Here is a 15,817-nt window from a genome sequence, read left to right on the forward strand (position 1 = left end):
ATTGGAAATGAATCCAATCTTACTGAACATCCCCGAAAGAATAGATGGAGAACAAATTTATCTCCGTACATGCAAGGCGGGAGACGGGCCAATGGTCCATGAGGCCATACTGGCTTCAAAAGAAGAGCTTAAACTTTGGATGCCTTGGGCGCAGCAGGATCAAACTATTGAGGAGACTGAGGAAAATTTACGAAGAGCACAGGCAAAGTTTATTTTAAGAGAAGATATCCGGCTTTATGTGATGAGAAAAAAAGATGATGTCTTCCTAGGTTCAACGGGTTTACATAGAATGAATTGGGAAACAAGAAAGTTTGAGATTGGATATTGGATGGATACTCGCTATACCAAAAAAGGGTATATGACGGAGGCAGTTCAAGTATTAACAACATTCACATTCAATGAATTAATGGCTAACCGGGTGGAAATTCGGTGTGATCCAAAAAATATAAACTCCAGACGCATTCCGGAAGGATTAGGCTATACACTGGAGGGGACATTAAGGCACGACAACTATGATTCTACAGGTACCTTTCTTCGTAATACATGTATTTACGCTAAAACCAGAAATGATATCTAAATAGAAAACGGCTGTGAATTGTGCATTCACAGCCGTTTTCTAAATTAATCCATAATGACCTTGCCATAAGTACCGCCTCCGCCTTTTTGTAAAGAAAGAGTGCCGGATCGTGCCTGATAAATGAGTAAGGCTATTTTCTCGGGAACCACCTTCTTTAGGTCGTCCAAACTCGCTTCATGAATCACGGCCATTTCAGATCCAAATCCTGCAACGAGCTTTTCTAACGTTTTCGGACCGAGACCCGGAATAAACTCAAGCGGGATATGGTGGATATAAAGAGGCCTAGCTTGTAAAATATCTTCCAGCAATACATCTGAAAGATCATCTATTCGCTCAGCTACTCCCCGGGTAACATGAGTAGAGCCACAGTAGGGACAGCGCTCCGAATAAACAGCAAGCGTTTCACTGCAATTCTCACAAACCGTTTCATGATATTTACCAAGATACGGATTCAGTCCGTAGTTAGCCAGTATGGTGCGCCCATCTTTTTGTTGAAGAGCTTTATGCCATTCAGTAAAGGTAGGTTCCAGAAGGGAAAGTTTTTGATATTCACGCGCCAGCTTCGGTAAGGAATGTGCATCGCTATTGGTTAAAAAGGGATAGCGATTCAATTCACTTAACTTTGAGGCCATACTGGTATCTGCACTCAGCCCCAGTTCAACAGCATCAATCCACTCGGGATTCAAAACTTCACTTAAGCTTTTTAAGACTCCTCTTCCATATAAGCTTTTATGGGGAGTAAAAATGTGAGCTGGGATAAACAATCCACTTAATTCCTTCACTTTTTCTTGCAGAACAGTGGCCTGTTCATAGATGCGCTGTGAGCTGAGTGTATGATTGGTCACTCTTGACCCAATCCATTCCGAAAACAGCTTCATTTTTTCGAGAGTGGGAAAATAAGCCAGCACATGAATAGGCCCATGACAGTTTTCATCATTGATTTCGATTTCGCTGCCCGGTATCAAAACGGTGCCATCCCTATGTTGAAGACCACCCCCATCAAGTTCTATCATATCCCCTTTTGTGATTAAGTCCTCTAATTCCTCAATCACCTCAGGAACATGGCAGTCAATGACGCCCACCATATTCAACCCTTTTCTCGTTGCTGCATATTCAAGAATGTTGGAGATCGTCAGGCTCTTAGCTCCTGTGATTTTGACAGGTTTACCGGATTTTGTTCTCCCTACATGAATATGAAAATCCCCATAATAGGTTTTCATTATTTAGATAAAGCCTCTTGGAGCTGTAAATATTGAACCGCGTAGGCTGTTTTGGCATCCTGAATTCTTTCTTCTTTAATCAGTTGCAATGCCTCTTCCAACGTCACTTCCATCAGATCCACAAATTCGTCCTCATCCAGGCCTCGCGCATTTTCTTTCTTAGAAAGGCCCTTAGCCAGATAAATATGTACAATCTCATCCGCAAACCCAGGAGATGTATAAAGAGATATGATATGTTCGATGGATTCACAGGCATACCCTGTTTCCTCTTCCATTTCACGAACGACACAATCTCTTGGATCTTCACCAGCATCCAGTTTACCAGCCGGAATTTCCACTAACGCTTTTTCCATCGGTTTGCGGTATTGCTCAACAAGTACCAGCTTATTTTCATTCGTTACAGCAATAACTGCTACAGCTCCTGGGTGTTTAATTAATTCTCTTGTCGAAGTCTTTCCATTTGGCAGAAGTACTTCGTCTACACGTACATCCAGAATTCTTCCTTTAAAAATAGGTTCTGATTTAATCGTTTTTTCTTCGTATTTGTACATCTTTCTATCTCTCCTTTTGTTCTAAAAAGCATTCTTCTGTTCATACATTTTACCATATAGCATGTCCAAAGGGGTGACTTATGAAAGTATGGATCAGTGACAATCAAATCATATTAAGCGGAAAAGCTTGGGAAGTCAGGGCGAAATTAAAGGAATATGCGAATCAATATATTTATGTAAAGGATTGGCTTCAGGCGGTCCGCCAAATTAAATGACGGATTCATTTCCTTCCATTACAATAAAGTTAAATAAACTGTAACTAGCGGAAGGAGCTTTTCTTGTGAAAAAGAGACAAATTGGAAAATCAGATCTTTATGTCACAGAGATGGGGCTCGGGTGCATGTCTCTCGGTAAAGATGAACAACACGCCCGGACTATATTGGAGACAGCCATCGAGCATGGAATCAATTATTTTGATACAGCTGATTTGTATGATTTTGGCCTTAATGAAGAAATCGTTGGAAACGTTCTTAAACCCTATCGAGATCAATTGATCATCGCTACAAAAGCAGGAAACAGATGGAACAGCGAGCAAACATCATGGTCCTGGGACCCTTCTCCAAATCACATTAAACAAGCGGTAAAGGACAGTCTGAAACGCCTGCAGACTGATTATATCGATTTATATCAGCTTCATGGCGGTACACTGGATGACCCGATTGATGAAACCATATTTGCTTTCGAAGAATTGAAAAAGGAAGGCTATATACGGGAGTACGGCATTTCATCCATCCGTCCCAATGTAATTAAGGAATTTGCAAACCGCTCCGGCATTATTTCTGTCATGATGCAATATAGCCTGCTCGACCGAAGACCGGAAGAATGGATGCCACTCCTCCAGGAAAATCAAATCAGCTTAATCGCCAGAGGTCCTGTCGCAAAAGGCCTTTTATCTGAGGAAATGTTGAACAAGGCTTCCGATACGATTCGTGAAAATGGCTATTTGGACTACACGTATGCGGATCTTGAGAATTTACTTCCATCGATTAAAGAAAAAGTAAAGGATCGCTCCATGAATGAACTGGCCTTCCAATATATACTCGCTTCCCCGGCGGTTGCCGCTGTTATTCCGGGGGCAAGCAGTGCCGAACAATTACTTGAAAATATAAAAGCTGTAAACAGCAGTCCGCTAACAACCCAGGAACTGGAATTATTACGTTCATTGACTAAGGCAAATAAATATGAGAATCATCGTTAAATAAACTGGAGTCTGGCTATTTTCTATCTGAATAGCCAGACTCCTATTTTACAGGAATGATTTAGGTTCACCCTATACATAAAATAACCAGTCGAAATCTTCCCGGTGATAGTCACAATAAAAATAATCATTCGTTTTAGAATCATACACGTATTCTTGTTGCCACTCTTCCAGATTTTCAACAATCCATTTCATCGCCGTAATAAATTGATAGGCTTCCGCATTCGTCATCGTTGGATGAATGGAAAAACGGATCCATCCGGGTTTGGCTGCTAAATCTCCTTGATTAACCAAATCTATGATCTGGTGAGAGCTCTCTTTGGAGATATTTAATAAGTAATGTCCATACGTACCGGCACAGGAACACCCGCCTCGTACCTGTATTCCAAAACGATCATTTAATAATTTGACAATCAAATTATAATGAACTCCCGGGACCATAAACGAAATAATGCCGAGCCTTTCTTCTTTCTCAGGTTCAAGCACATTCACTTTAGGTATAGATAACAATCCCGGAAGAATAATGGACAGCAATTCTTTCTCTCTTGCCAACATTTTTTCTGCCCCCATTTCCTCCTTGAGCCTGATGCATAAGGCTGTTCGAATACCTTGTAATATACCGGGAGTTCCTCCATCTTCCCGCTTCTCAATCTCCTCATAATAAAGATGTTCCCCCCAGGGATTCGTCCATTTGACGGTACCTCCCCCCGGATGATCAGGGATATGATTGTGATAAAGATGTTTATTAAAAATAAGAATGCCACTCGTACCTGGTCCCCCCAGAAATTTATGCGGCGAAAAATAAATAACATCCAGCTGTTTGTCAGGATTTTCGGGATGCATATCCATCCTTACATATGGAGCACATGCAGCAAAGTCAACCATGCAGATGCCCCCATGTTTATGCATCACACTTGCCAGCTCATAATAAGGGGTAATTAGTCCCGTTACATTGGAGCATGCCGTAAATGCGCCAATTTTCATGGGTCTGTTTGAATACATTTTTAACTGTTTATCCAATTGTTCTGGACAGATATCTCCATCCGCATCAGGTTCCAGTATAACCACATCTGAAATCGTCTCTAGCCAAGAGGTATGGTTGGAATGATGTTCGCGATGTGTGATAAAGACCACCGGCCTATCCTCTGGTCTTAGACCGATTCTGGATTCCCATTTTTCTGAAATGCGCAAGCCAAGTATCCGTTGGAATTTGTTAATGACTGAAGTCATCCCAAAGCCATCAAGGAGAATAACATCATCCGGACCAGCGTTTACATGCTTTTTTATGATTCTTTTTGCATGAAGATAGGCATTCGTCATGAATGAACCTGTTTGGTTGGATTCTGTATGCGTATTGGCCATAAATGGACCGAATTCTGTGGTGATTTTATCCTCAATCGGTTTATACAGCCTTCCACTCGCTGTCCAATCCGCATAGATGATCGGCTTTTCTCCATAGGGGGTTAAAAAGGTTTTGTCAATTCCAATAATGTTTGTACGAAAACGGTTGAAATATCGCTCCAACTCTCCAAACCATTCCCAGCGATGATCTCCAATCTTTGCCGTCAGCAATCCGGTTCACCTTCTATCTGCATAAGTCAGTAACAGTATATGAATCAACGGCCTAATGGTTAGTAGTATAGGAGGAAATAATCTTTCATCATCTAACGTTTTTCAGTAACCTATATAAAAAGCCCCATCACCTTATTTTAGTGATGAGGCCTCCTATTAATTTTCGAGTGATTTCTCCGTCTTAAATTTCCCTGTCAGAGCAACCAGCTCATTTGTAATTTCAGCTAATCCATTCGCATAGACTACGGTCTCTTTTACCATGCCATTCTGTTCCTCAGCGGATGCAGAAACTTCTTCTGCAGAGGCTGCCGATTCCTGAATGGTTGTAGAGGTCTCTTCAATCATTCCTTCGACTCTCTTAACATCTTCATTAATCATTTGAAAAGATGCTGTTAACTTCTCTAAGTGATTCTTTGTATCCCCAACCTTATCATTTATGATGGTGAGTGTACTGCTGCCTTTGATTACTGTATCGACTTGAGTACGGAACTGATTTAAATTGTTATCCATAACGTTCATGGTATCAAAGGTGTCTTGTTGAATTTTATTAATTAACTGCCTGATCTCTTTAGTGGCTTTATTTGTCTGTTCAGCCAGCTTACGAACTTCCTCTGCCACCACAGCAAAGCCTTTCCCCTGCTCTCCTGCTCTTGCAGCTTCAATGGCGGCATTAAGAGCTAACAGATTCGTTTGTGCCGAAATATCGGTTATAAATCGAATGATGTTTTCGATTTCGTTAGCTCGTTCACCTAAATGCTTAACTTGGTCATTTGCGTGAGCAATATCATCACCAAGTGCTACCAATACCTGAATGCCTTCTAGAATCATTACTTGCCCATCCTTTGCTATCACAGCTGATTCTTCGGCATTGCCCAATGTTTCTTTTGTAAAGTAGGTTCCTGTTTCCACCTGTTTCGTGATATTTACCATAGTCTCAAAGATATGGTTTGTTTTATATGATTGAGTATCAATCCCATTAGCGATGTACGAAACAGTGGTGGCAATCTGATTGGCAGCTATGCCTGTTTGCCGGGTCCCCTCCGCCATTTTAACGGTATTGGTATGAATTTTCTTAGAGGATTCTTTTATGGCATCGATTAAATGCACTAGCTCTGTTCGCATCTTCTCCATTCCTGAAGCAAGCGTTCCCACTTCATCCTTTGTTTCAGATACAATAGGTACTGTCAAATCGCCTTTAGTAATCCACATAACTTGTTTTGATAAATTTTCAATACCCCGAGTAACCGGGCGTGTCACTCTATACACCAGTGTATAGCCAATCGTTAAGTTTATAATAAACACCGTTAACGCCGTCCATAATGCCGTCTTTGTCTGTTCTGTTACTTGATCCATCTCTTCATGGATTTCGTCAACAGCCTGTTTCTGCAGGTCACCTATTTGCTTTTCCATAGCGTGTTCAAATTGAGTAAAATCTCCTTTGGCTTCATTCCCAGCCTCTGCCCCTTTATCAATAAAATTCTCAGCCATGAACTGTCCGGATTGATAAAAGTCAGCAAAGGAATCCGTTAGGGTATCCAATTGCTTAGGAGTTACACCCATTTCTTTTAATTCCTCCGCATGACCATTAAATTCTTTTGCATACGTTTCGGCCAATGAATAGGTATCGATGGTATCCGCCCCTCTAGTAGCACTGATTCCTTTAAATACCTGCTGCACCTGAACAACATTAACTTTCATTTGATCTGTAAGTAAAACGATTTCTAATGAAACTTTGTTTATATTCTGAACGCGTCTTTCATTTGAATACATATTATAAGCAAGAAAAGCGGCAACTATTAAACTTAAAACAGTAACACTGATAAAGGTTGATACGATTTTTTTCCTGATATTCATCTCTCTAATCCCCCTACGAACAACTAACATATCTTACCATTATGTATATCGGCTATATCAAATTTTTCTAAAGTTGAATCATGGAGGAAACTTATGAAATTTTTCGTACATAAAATGACAGGAGGAAAATCAAGGAATGCCCCTTCGCCGGTTCGCGACTGATTACCCTCCATAAAACTAACCAATTGTATACAGAAGTTTCCTTGAAAATAAAAAAGAACCGCCATTTTTTTCAGGTGGTTCTCATTCAGACTTTCAATCTTTAAATTGTTTCCAATTCAGGTTACTTTCATTTAGAAGCTCTTCAAAGCTCTTATTTTTCTCGCGGCGTTTTCGTTCCTCGCGCTTTTGTTTTTCCATTTGCTGTATTCGACGCTGTTCTTCTTCCTTTAATTCACCTTTTTTGTTCTGCAACTGGCTCAAAATATCTTGATTAAGTAGATCTCCCAAGCTAATTGAGCTGTCATCTTTTTTCTTGGATGGTTTATGTTTCATCATGGATTATAGCTCCTTTTTTCTTTTTATTATAATCGTTCAGCCAGAGGAAGTCAGGAATGTTTGACTTATTATTCACTGTTAAACTTTGTTAACTTTCATTAAAATTAGGTAAAATATGTAACTTTGCAATCATATTATTCATATTAATATGATAAGATTAATGCGAATATAGAGGAGGGATATGATGGGCAGAGAGTTTGACCAGCTATTTGATGAATGGGCAGCTAATTATGATGAAACGGTATCCGGTTCTGACGATCAATATGCCGATGTTTTTTTGAATTATGATCATATTCTTGATACAGTTGCTTCCCATGCGGAAGGGTCTGTAATCGAATTCGGAGTAGGAACAGGTAATTTGACCTCACGCATACTCGAAAAAGGTAACCAAGTTCTTGGAATCGAGCCTTCTACTGAAATGAGGAAAAAGGCACAGAGAAAGTTGGGGTCCTTATCTATTGTAGATGGTGATTTCTTTCACTTTCCGGTAGAAAAAGATGGTGTGGACACATTCGTTAGCACATATGCATTCCACCATCTAACCGATGAGGAAAAGGAGAAAGCTTTTGCCCTGTACTCCACCATCCTTCAATCAGGTGGAAAGATCGTATTTGCGGATACAATTTTTTTAACAAACGAGGATAAACAAACCGTCATTGATCAAGCGGTGAACAACAAGTTTGATCGCTTAGCAGAGGATTTACAAACCGAATATTACACCACAATTCCTTACATGAAATCAATACTGGAAAAGCATCAATTTCACGTAACCTTTGAACAGCTTAATACATTTGTCTGGCTGATACATGCTGTTAAACAATAATTAAACAATAGTACCTATCCCTATAGCAATATAGGGTTTTTTCGTTTGTGAATCTGCCTATAATTTCTTTGTTTGTTTTCTTTTCAGAATGGTAAACTAAAAGATGATAATGTGTTTTTGGAGGGTCTCATTTGAAAAAGAAAAGATGGTATTTTATCTTCGGTGTCATGACTGCATACATAATTGGAATTGGCGTATTCTTCTCTAACATGCTGATGTATATGAAACGAAAAGATGTCGAGGTCGTTCGGAAACGTGAAATCGAGGCAGGCCGTTTTGACATTGCTTCCTTTCAAAAACTGCCTCAGGAGGAGAAATGGATTCAGTCCAAACACGGATACCGAATTCATGCCATATTTACAGAACCACATAAAGAATCAAAAAAATGGATGATCATTGCGCACGGAATCACTGAAAATAAGTGGAATTCCATTCGCTATGTCAATTTATTTGCCAAAAAAGGATTTAACACCGTTATTTATGACCATCGCCGCCATGGTGATTCGGAAGGAAAAACAAGCAGCTATGGGTATTATGAAAAAGATGATCTTGCCGCTATCGTAAATGAATTAAAGGCTCAAAAGGGTCATGATATTTTGCTTGGTATCCACGGTGAATCGATGGGTGCGGTCACGCTTCTGCTTTATGCCGGCACCGTTGAGGATGGAGCTGATTTTTATATAGCGGATTGCCCATTCTCCGAATTCTCGGAACAAATTGCTTACCGACTAAAAGAAGATTTTCATCTTCCAAAATGGATGGTCCTCCCCTTTGGTGATTGGTGGCTTAAACGGAGAGATGGTTATTCATTCAAAGAAGTTTCTCCCTTAAAAGCAGTGGAGAATATAGAAAGTCCAGTCCTGTTTATCCACAGTCTAGAGGATGTTTATATCCCTCCATCTATGAGCGAGGAATTATATCAAGCCAAAAAAGGACCGAAACAACTGTATCTTGCCGAAAAAGGCCAGCATGCTCAGTCCTACAATACCAATCCCGAAGCTTATGAAAAAGTAATCGATTCATTTCTCAAAGCACATGTGCCCCCTTTCTTCTAATGGGGGCACTTTTTTGATGGTTGTTTTCGTAAGGATTAATTTTTCATTTAACTCGTTATTCAACTAAATAAGGTTGACCAAGGATATGTTCTATTTTAATTTGACATTGGTAACAACAATACCAATTAAAAAAACCGCCTATAGATTAGGCGGTTTAATGCTTTTTCATCAATTATACTAATTACTCAAATATTCCAATCTTAAGCTTCACTTTTCCAGTGTCATTTTCATACACATCTAACACAAACATCTTATAATCGCCGTAATTCTCATCAAAGAAATCTCGTGCGCTTTTTGGCATATAACAAATTTCTTCATAGTCTATTTCTAACGTGTCTTTGTCCTTTTCAAAATCATAGCCCGTATTTACTTCATTACCTACGTTATAAATCTCTGTGATAGCAAATTCATCCCTATGAGTGACAGTGAAAGTTTTAAGGGGTTTACTGTCCTTGTAATAGTCCCATTCTGTTCTATCAGCTTTATTACAATAGTTGCATTTTCTATAGCCCATTTTTTCTGCTTCATCTGTTGTTATTGCTTTCCATCCTTTAAAATTTTCTTGGTATTCAGCAGGCCAGTTTTTAAAACAATTAACGTGTGTATGATACGTTTTCCCGCCGTCTGATAACAAGCAAATATGGGCGTCATTATTAAGTGTTAAGTTAAGGTTATATTCCTTGGTTGTTCCATCTGAAAATGTAATAGTGACAGTTTCTTTTTCCAACTTTTCAATCGGACTTGATTGTTCAACAGATTCAATAGGTTCAATGGGCGATTGCTCTTGTTTTAAGATTTCAGCGTCCTGTGCAGTCTCATTTTTTAGCGGCATAACGGTCTGTATAGTTTGTTGTTTTATTGGTTCAGCCTCACGCGTCGTTTGTTGATTTCGATTTACCGGGCTTTCTTTTTGACGCTTAAAATATAGATACGCCGCCAAGCCCAAAATCAAAAGTAAAATACCAAACATTTATCACATCTCCTCAAATATAATTACCATTTTGGTACATACCCGCACTGAAAATTGTCCTTATCGAAAAAGCAATTCTATTATTTAGAATCTCCTTTTATATCCTATCTTATGAGTACTTTTATAAAGCCCTGTTGGTTTGATACTTCATTGATCTTTACCAAGCCAATTATAAGCCCATTATAAAAAGATGAATGATGATTTGTGACGAGAAACATCTCTTTATACGTGGATGTATAGAAAATCCTGTGAAAGACGGAGGTGGACTGTTTATTTGAATTTGATCTTTCATCGTTCCACCGCAGTGAGTATTAAAAAATCTCCTCGGATTAAACCATTTATCGGTTTTTATATACATTTTTTTATTGTAGTTCCTTTAGTGCTAACCTGCCCCTACTTCCATTAGAAATTCAACACAAAAAGGCACTAATCCTCCATAGATTAACGCCCTGTTTGTTTAAATACATTTACCCTCAACGTCTAACAATTTATTAAAAAAATTGTTAATCATTGTTTACAAGAATGCATCCTTTTTTTTGCCTATAGAAGACATAGCAAAGATAAATGGTGTGAAAAATAGAAGAGTAATTGCAAGTATTCCGTATGTAGCACCTTCAAAACCTCTTACTTGAAAGCTAATGATCAAAATAACAATAGAAGTTATTAGGGATAAAAAAGGTGGGATTTTTACATAAGAGCTTTGATATTTCTTAAGAAAATAAGTTATAGCAATAAGGATCAGACCACTAATTACACCTAAACCAACCGGGACAAAGACTAACATACCAAACCTCCCATAAAATTCCATTTAAAGATGATTAATATTAACACAATAATCTGAACATTTAAAGGTACTTTTTCCATACCGTTAGACCTATATAGTGAAAAAGAGAAGATTAAAATAAGTACATTAGGATGCGAAACGTAAATAACATTAAGATTGAATGATAATACCCGCCATCTTTTAGCATATGTTTACGGTAAGAATATTGGTATAATAAGGAAGGAAGAATATTGATAAATCAGAATTTTGAGGTGTATAAATGATTAAACAGAGAAGAGATGGAACAGTTGGACGATAAAATTTATGATTTATCCAAACGAATAAGATATATGGAAGAAGAGTTAGTGGAGTTAAAAAAAGAGTTAAGGACCATACATAATGAAGTTAATCTTAATGTGGAAAACAAAAGTGAAAAGGCTGAGATAAAAAGAAATTACAAAAAACCTGAAATAAAACCAGAAAAAGAATTAATCAGCTTTGAAGCGATGATTTCAACTTGGTTACCTAGAATATTTATATTCGTTTTTATTTTAGGTGTTATTTGGGCTTTTATGGCAGCATCTGAAAACGGATGGATCAATCCCGTGGTTCGTGTAATAGTTGGTTTCTTATTGGCTGGATTTTTATATATAATTGGAGAAAAACAATATAAAAAGGCGAAGAATACGTTAGGAATAGTATTGTTAGGCGGAAGTATAATTGTTTATCTTATATCTGTCTTCTCCGGTAATGTTTTGTACCACATTATCCCATTCTATGTGACTGTATGTTTATTAGCGCTCGGAATATATATAGGAGTTTATCTATCAAGAAAATACAAATCTCAATCCTTGCTTACCATTATTGGAGTAGGTGCTTATTTTTACCCCTTCCTATTTGCAGGAGACAAAGGGAATGAATATGTATTTTATGCATACGAAACTGCCGTATTTATAGGATTAATACTAGAATCTCTTAGAGGACAATATAAAATCACTTGGAATGTGGCAAACTATGCATTTATGTTCACTGTATTATTTTTTGGAATAGTAGGCAGTGGGGAAATTTCAATCTTAACGTTCCTAACGATCGCTATTCAGCATTTCTTTATTATTTATTTGACATTTAGAACAACCAACATATTTGATAAAAATATGTATATTCCAGCTATCACGATCGGTTCGTTATTCATGCTCTTAATCGGCGTTGATGTGTTTGATCGAACACCAAGCCAATACACTTTCTATTCCATTATGGCCATCGTATATTCTTTGCTTAGTTACGCGAAAAATAAAAATCATACTGAACTAAAAAACATTTTCTTTGTTATTTCGATGTTCTACATATTTATACTGCTAAACGATATAGTGATTAATCCATCATCAAAATTAATCCTCTTTACCATGCAAGCCATACTAGTTTACTATTTTGCTCAAATAAGGAAGAGTATTTTAGGGACAATAGGTAGCATAATACTGCTATTATCCGTATTAGTACAATTATTCGACAAGCCGGGATCTATGCTATCACTAGAAACTGTTGTCGTATGGATAATCATAATCAGCTTCTTCTTTGTTCTCTACATAAAAGAAGCAATGACAAAAATCATCAACAGAAATATAATAAAATCCACCTTACCCTATATAATAGAAGTATTGCTGATCGTCTTTATAAGCAAAATGGCATACTATTTCACAGATGGTTCCTCTTTAATGATTATGAATATCAGTTTGTCATTATCTTGGATCATTATCGTTGGAGTAACATACGGATTATTTAGTTACTTTAAAGAAAAAGTTTGGAAAAACATCGGCTTACTATTTCTGTTTATTACGCTATTAAAAGTTACTTTCTACGACCTATCAGGTATAGATGTAGTTTGGAAAGCAATATTATTCATCATACTTGGCATAATTGGACTGCTAATTTCTAAGGTGTTTTATACAAAAAAATGAGTGGGATTTCCCTTTGCTTTCGTTTAAAAAAAGGTTCAGTCAAAATTTCTGACTGAACCTTTTATGCTCCTTATCGAGCCTATTAAATAATCACGTTCATCATTGGGTTTAAATACTGATTGGGACTTTTCAGCTGAAAGCTATTTGTACTGCTTGAAAAATCAATAATGAGCTTTTCATCTAAAAAGATTTCATGATATTTATTTAAATATACCGGATAGGCATTGGTTTCCCATTTTACTTCTTGTGAATCCGTCTCTGTAACAAAGTATAAATTGGTTACACCGCTCACTACGCAGCCGCAACCTTCTGTTTCATACTTTAAACAAAAAACGCCTTCTTTATTTGGCAGTTTGTCTTTTACCTTTTCTAAAGCTGCGTCTGTCCATTTAATATCCATTATTGCTCACCATGCTTTCTTTCTATATATCCCCTAAGTTCCCGATTTTGTACAAATGGTAAACCTAACAAGGTACATCCGAATAAAGAAAGACAGTATTCAGGGAATACTGCCTCAAAGTTCAGCTTAATGAACTGCTTTTGTATGTTTTTGTATTAAATTTTGTAAGGCCGCTACCGCTTCATCGCCACAATACGTACCTTTATAATTAAAGCCATTCTCAGCACAATATTTTTGCCCTAACGCTACAGCGTCTTCTTTAGTCATCTCTTTTTTTAGCTCACCTATAACCATTCCATAAGGTGCTTGATAAATTGTGCTGTATTTTTCTTTTTCCATTTTCTTTTACCCCTTTTGTTTTGATATCCATGGCAAGTTATCAGAACGGCAAGCAATGCTAAAACTCATTATCTGCTTTTTTTCTTTTTCTATGTCTCTGTCTATACATATACTAAACTTTTTATGGTAATTTGTCTAATATTTGTTTTCATTCTTCCTAAATGGGGTAATATAATTTGTTTTGGACTAATTTAAATATAATCATAATCAACATATGAATAAGCTGACAAGGAATTGCTTGACCATCAATTTTTTAGTTGTACATCCATAAGCTCCTGATAAAAAACAAAGCAAACAGCTCCATTCTCATCAATAATATGGAGCTTTCGAGCTTGTTCATTGCAATAATGAATATGACCCTCCACTGTCTGATACCGGCGACTGGCTGTACGGTAATACCGAACCCTAACAGGCTTCCCATATTCCATAGCCTCCATAATAACCCCATTGATTGCTTCCATTTGCTGTTCATCCAGCTCATTTCTTGTTTCATAGCTATCCTCATGTGCCCATTCCCTGAGCATCGTCACATGCTCCGGCAGCATCATGGATGTCCATTTTATTTTCCCGCGATCTCGAATCATTTCCAGGCACCCTCCGTTTCACTTGACTGTTATGCTCTATGTCCTCCAACCAATGTACTTCGATGCTTAGCCGTGCCCGCCTCTGTATACGATACGGCGCGCAAAATCGCATTGGATCCATATTTTTTGCGCATTCGATCCATCACAAAGCCAAGTTCTCGCCTGCGCCAGCCATCCTGATCAAATAGACTGATTTGCATCTCCTGGTCCGGAATAACATTCGAAAGTGTAATAGAAATCTTTCTGACAGTCTTACCAGTGTAAAATCGTTCAAACAATGTTAAGCACATTTCATAAATATCCATCGTAATATTGGTCGGTGTCTCTCTTGTAATAGAACGATGAAATCCTCCTCCAAATTCATCCTGACTGTAATAAATCCCTAAACTGACCGTTCGTCCAGCCATCCTGCTTGCACGTGTTCTTCTGGCTACTTCCTCACACATTTCCAGAATGACGTGTTTTATTTCCTCAGGCTTTTTATAATCCCGAAGTAAAACCTGCCCTTTTCCAAAGCTGATTTGCCCTTCCATAATGGGCGCTCCAATATCAGATAAATCAACACCCCAGGCATGATGATACAATTGGTTGCCCATCACACCAAACTTTTTTTCAAGTGCCGCCAAGTCATAGCGCGCCAATTGACCAATCGAAAAAATCCCCATTCCATTCAACTTTTTTTCCAATGGCTTGCCAATTCCCCACATTTCGCTCAAAGGGGATAAAGGCCATAATTTTTCAGGTACATCCTCATAGGTCCACTGGGCGATTCCCTTTTTCTTGGCTTCCAAATCAAGACACAGCTTGGCAAGCAGCATATTCGGGCCAATACCAATCGCGCAGGGGAGCTGAAACTCCCGATCGATTTCATCCTTAATTTTTTCAGCTATTTCAACAATATCACCCCATAGGCGGGTGGTACCGTCCACTTTTAAGAAGCTTTCATCGACACTGTACGTATGAATGGCACTTTTAGGTACATACCGATTAAATAAACGGCTGATTTCAGTAGAGATACGCAAATACGTAGCCATTTTGGGATTAACTTTTATAATGCGCGGATCATCCGGAATCTCAAATAACCTCGACCCCGTCTTAATGCCAAACTCTTTCTTCATTTTGGGCGATGAAGCCAACACGACACTGCCGCTCCGTTCCGTGTCACTGACCACAGCCAAATAACATTCAAGTGGATCCAACCCCATCATCACTGCTGAACAACTGGCAAAAAAACTTTTCATATCCACACACATGACATAATGGTGCGGCAAAGTACTGTAATCAATCATATTAAAACCTTCCCCAAATAAGAATGTATGTTCGTGTTTATTATATCCTTAATGATACGCGAATATACGTTCGTGTTCAACGGAAAATTATTTACAATTTATGTATAGAGCTGCGTAAGAGTGCAAATACTTAGATTCTGTGAATGAATTAAGAGAAAACTACACACAT

General features: G+C 38.1%; 17 protein-coding genes. 6 read left to right on the forward strand and 11 right to left on the reverse strand.

Annotation, left to right across the window (positions count from 1 at the left end; translation table 11 throughout):
* Positions 1-7 precede the first annotated feature (7 nt).
* Positions 8-577 carry a GNAT family N-acetyltransferase gene (locus AC4G3L_RS03395; protein WP_491075567.1) on the forward strand — a complete coding sequence of 190 codons (570 nt, stop codon included), beginning with the start codon at positions 8-10 and terminating at the stop codon, positions 575-577.
* A gap of 44 nt (positions 578-621) precedes the next feature.
* On the opposite strand, the gene AC4G3L_RS03400 is transcribed toward AC4G3L_RS03395, so the two are convergent.
* Together AC4G3L_RS03400 and AC4G3L_RS03405 are read right to left on the reverse strand one after the other, a co-directional pair.
* Entirely contained in the window at positions 622-1,797 is a 1,176-nt protein-coding gene (locus tag AC4G3L_RS03400) for an endonuclease Q family protein (RefSeq protein ID WP_491075568.1), read from the reverse strand.
* Positions 1,797-2,348: an NUDIX domain-containing protein gene (locus AC4G3L_RS03405; protein WP_491075569.1), complete on the reverse strand. Its 552-nt coding sequence runs from the start codon at positions 2,346-2,348 to the stop codon at positions 1,797-1,799. The genes AC4G3L_RS03400 and AC4G3L_RS03405 overlap by 1 nt, the downstream gene beginning before the upstream one ends.
* 80 nt (positions 2,349-2,428) lie before the next feature.
* Here AC4G3L_RS03405 and mciZ point away from each other — a divergent pair, with 80 nt between their 5' ends.
* Together mciZ and AC4G3L_RS03415 are read left to right on the forward strand one after the other, a co-directional pair.
* Positions 2,429-2,563: a Z-ring formation inhibitor MciZ gene (mciZ, locus tag AC4G3L_RS03410; RefSeq protein ID WP_491075570.1), complete on the forward strand. Its 135-nt coding sequence runs from the start codon at positions 2,429-2,431 to the stop codon at positions 2,561-2,563.
* A gap of 65 nt (positions 2,564-2,628) precedes the next feature.
* Positions 2,629-3,546 (forward strand): aldo/keto reductase, encoded by a 918-nt coding sequence (locus AC4G3L_RS03415; protein WP_491075571.1) that lies wholly within the window; start codon positions 2,629-2,631, stop codon positions 3,544-3,546.
* A 72-nt stretch (positions 3,547-3,618) separates the two neighbouring features.
* Here the strand turns inward: AC4G3L_RS03415 and AC4G3L_RS03420 are convergent, their stop codons facing one another.
* The 3 genes from AC4G3L_RS03420 to AC4G3L_RS03430 form a co-directional block, all read right to left on the reverse strand.
* Positions 3,619-5,118 carry an aminotransferase class V-fold PLP-dependent enzyme gene (locus tag AC4G3L_RS03420; protein ID WP_491075572.1) on the reverse strand — a complete coding sequence of 500 codons (1,500 nt, stop codon included), beginning with the start codon at positions 5,116-5,118 and terminating at the stop codon, positions 3,619-3,621.
* 156 nt (positions 5,119-5,274) lie between these two features.
* The gene (locus tag AC4G3L_RS03425) at positions 5,275-7,002 is read right to left on the reverse strand and encodes a methyl-accepting chemotaxis protein (protein ID WP_491075573.1); all 1,728 of its coding nucleotides are present in this window, start codon (positions 7,000-7,002) and stop codon (positions 5,275-5,277) included.
* Positions 7,003-7,227: 225 nt separating this feature from the next.
* Positions 7,228-7,470 (reverse strand): YqkE family protein, encoded by a 243-nt coding sequence (locus AC4G3L_RS03430; protein ID WP_491075574.1) that lies wholly within the window; start codon positions 7,468-7,470, stop codon positions 7,228-7,230.
* A 184-nt stretch (positions 7,471-7,654) separates the two neighbouring features.
* Here AC4G3L_RS03430 and AC4G3L_RS03435 point away from each other — a divergent pair, with 184 nt between their 5' ends.
* Both AC4G3L_RS03435 and AC4G3L_RS03440 read left to right on the forward strand, forming a co-directional pair.
* On the forward strand, positions 7,655-8,293 hold the full coding sequence (locus AC4G3L_RS03435; protein ID WP_491075575.1) for a class I SAM-dependent DNA methyltransferase: 639 nt from the start codon (positions 7,655-7,657) through the stop codon (positions 8,291-8,293).
* Between the two features lie 131 nt (positions 8,294-8,424).
* Complete coding sequence (locus AC4G3L_RS03440; RefSeq protein ID WP_491075576.1) at positions 8,425-9,348, forward strand: alpha/beta hydrolase; 924 nt, start codon at positions 8,425-8,427, stop codon at positions 9,346-9,348.
* A gap of 181 nt (positions 9,349-9,529) precedes the next feature.
* Here the strand turns inward: AC4G3L_RS03440 and AC4G3L_RS03445 are convergent, their stop codons facing one another.
* Together AC4G3L_RS03445 and AC4G3L_RS03450 are read right to left on the reverse strand one after the other, a co-directional pair.
* On the reverse strand, positions 9,530-10,318 hold the full coding sequence (locus AC4G3L_RS03445; protein ID WP_491075577.1) for a hypothetical protein: 789 nt from the start codon (positions 10,316-10,318) through the stop codon (positions 9,530-9,532).
* A 514-nt stretch (positions 10,319-10,832) separates the two neighbouring features.
* Complete coding sequence (locus tag AC4G3L_RS03450) at positions 10,833-11,102, reverse strand: YesK family protein (protein ID WP_491075578.1); 270 nt, start codon at positions 11,100-11,102, stop codon at positions 10,833-10,835.
* Positions 11,103-11,389: 287 nt separating this feature from the next.
* Between AC4G3L_RS03450 and AC4G3L_RS03455 the strand changes: the two genes are divergently transcribed.
* Entirely contained in the window at positions 11,390-13,036 is a 1,647-nt protein-coding gene (locus AC4G3L_RS03455; protein WP_491075579.1) for a DUF2339 domain-containing protein, read from the forward strand.
* An 82-nt stretch (positions 13,037-13,118) separates the two neighbouring features.
* Here AC4G3L_RS03455 and AC4G3L_RS03460 read toward each other — a convergent pair whose 3' ends face one another.
* The 4 genes from AC4G3L_RS03460 to AC4G3L_RS03475 form a co-directional block, all read right to left on the reverse strand.
* Entirely contained in the window at positions 13,119-13,436 is a 318-nt protein-coding gene (locus AC4G3L_RS03460; RefSeq protein WP_491075580.1) for an iron-sulfur cluster biosynthesis family protein, read from the reverse strand.
* Between the two features lie 126 nt (positions 13,437-13,562).
* The gene (locus tag AC4G3L_RS03465) at positions 13,563-13,775 is read right to left on the reverse strand and encodes a hypothetical protein (RefSeq protein WP_491075581.1); all 213 of its coding nucleotides are present in this window, start codon (positions 13,773-13,775) and stop codon (positions 13,563-13,565) included.
* 245 nt (positions 13,776-14,020) lie between these two features.
* Positions 14,021-14,359 (reverse strand): YolD-like family protein, encoded by a 339-nt coding sequence (locus AC4G3L_RS03470; protein WP_491075582.1) that lies wholly within the window; start codon positions 14,357-14,359, stop codon positions 14,021-14,023.
* A gap of 29 nt (positions 14,360-14,388) precedes the next feature.
* Positions 14,389-15,648 (reverse strand): Y-family DNA polymerase, encoded by a 1,260-nt coding sequence (locus AC4G3L_RS03475; RefSeq protein WP_491075583.1) that lies wholly within the window; start codon positions 15,646-15,648, stop codon positions 14,389-14,391.
* Between the last annotated feature and the right edge of the window lie 169 nt (positions 15,649-15,817).

The organism is Bacillus sp. z33, assembly GCF_058313615.1.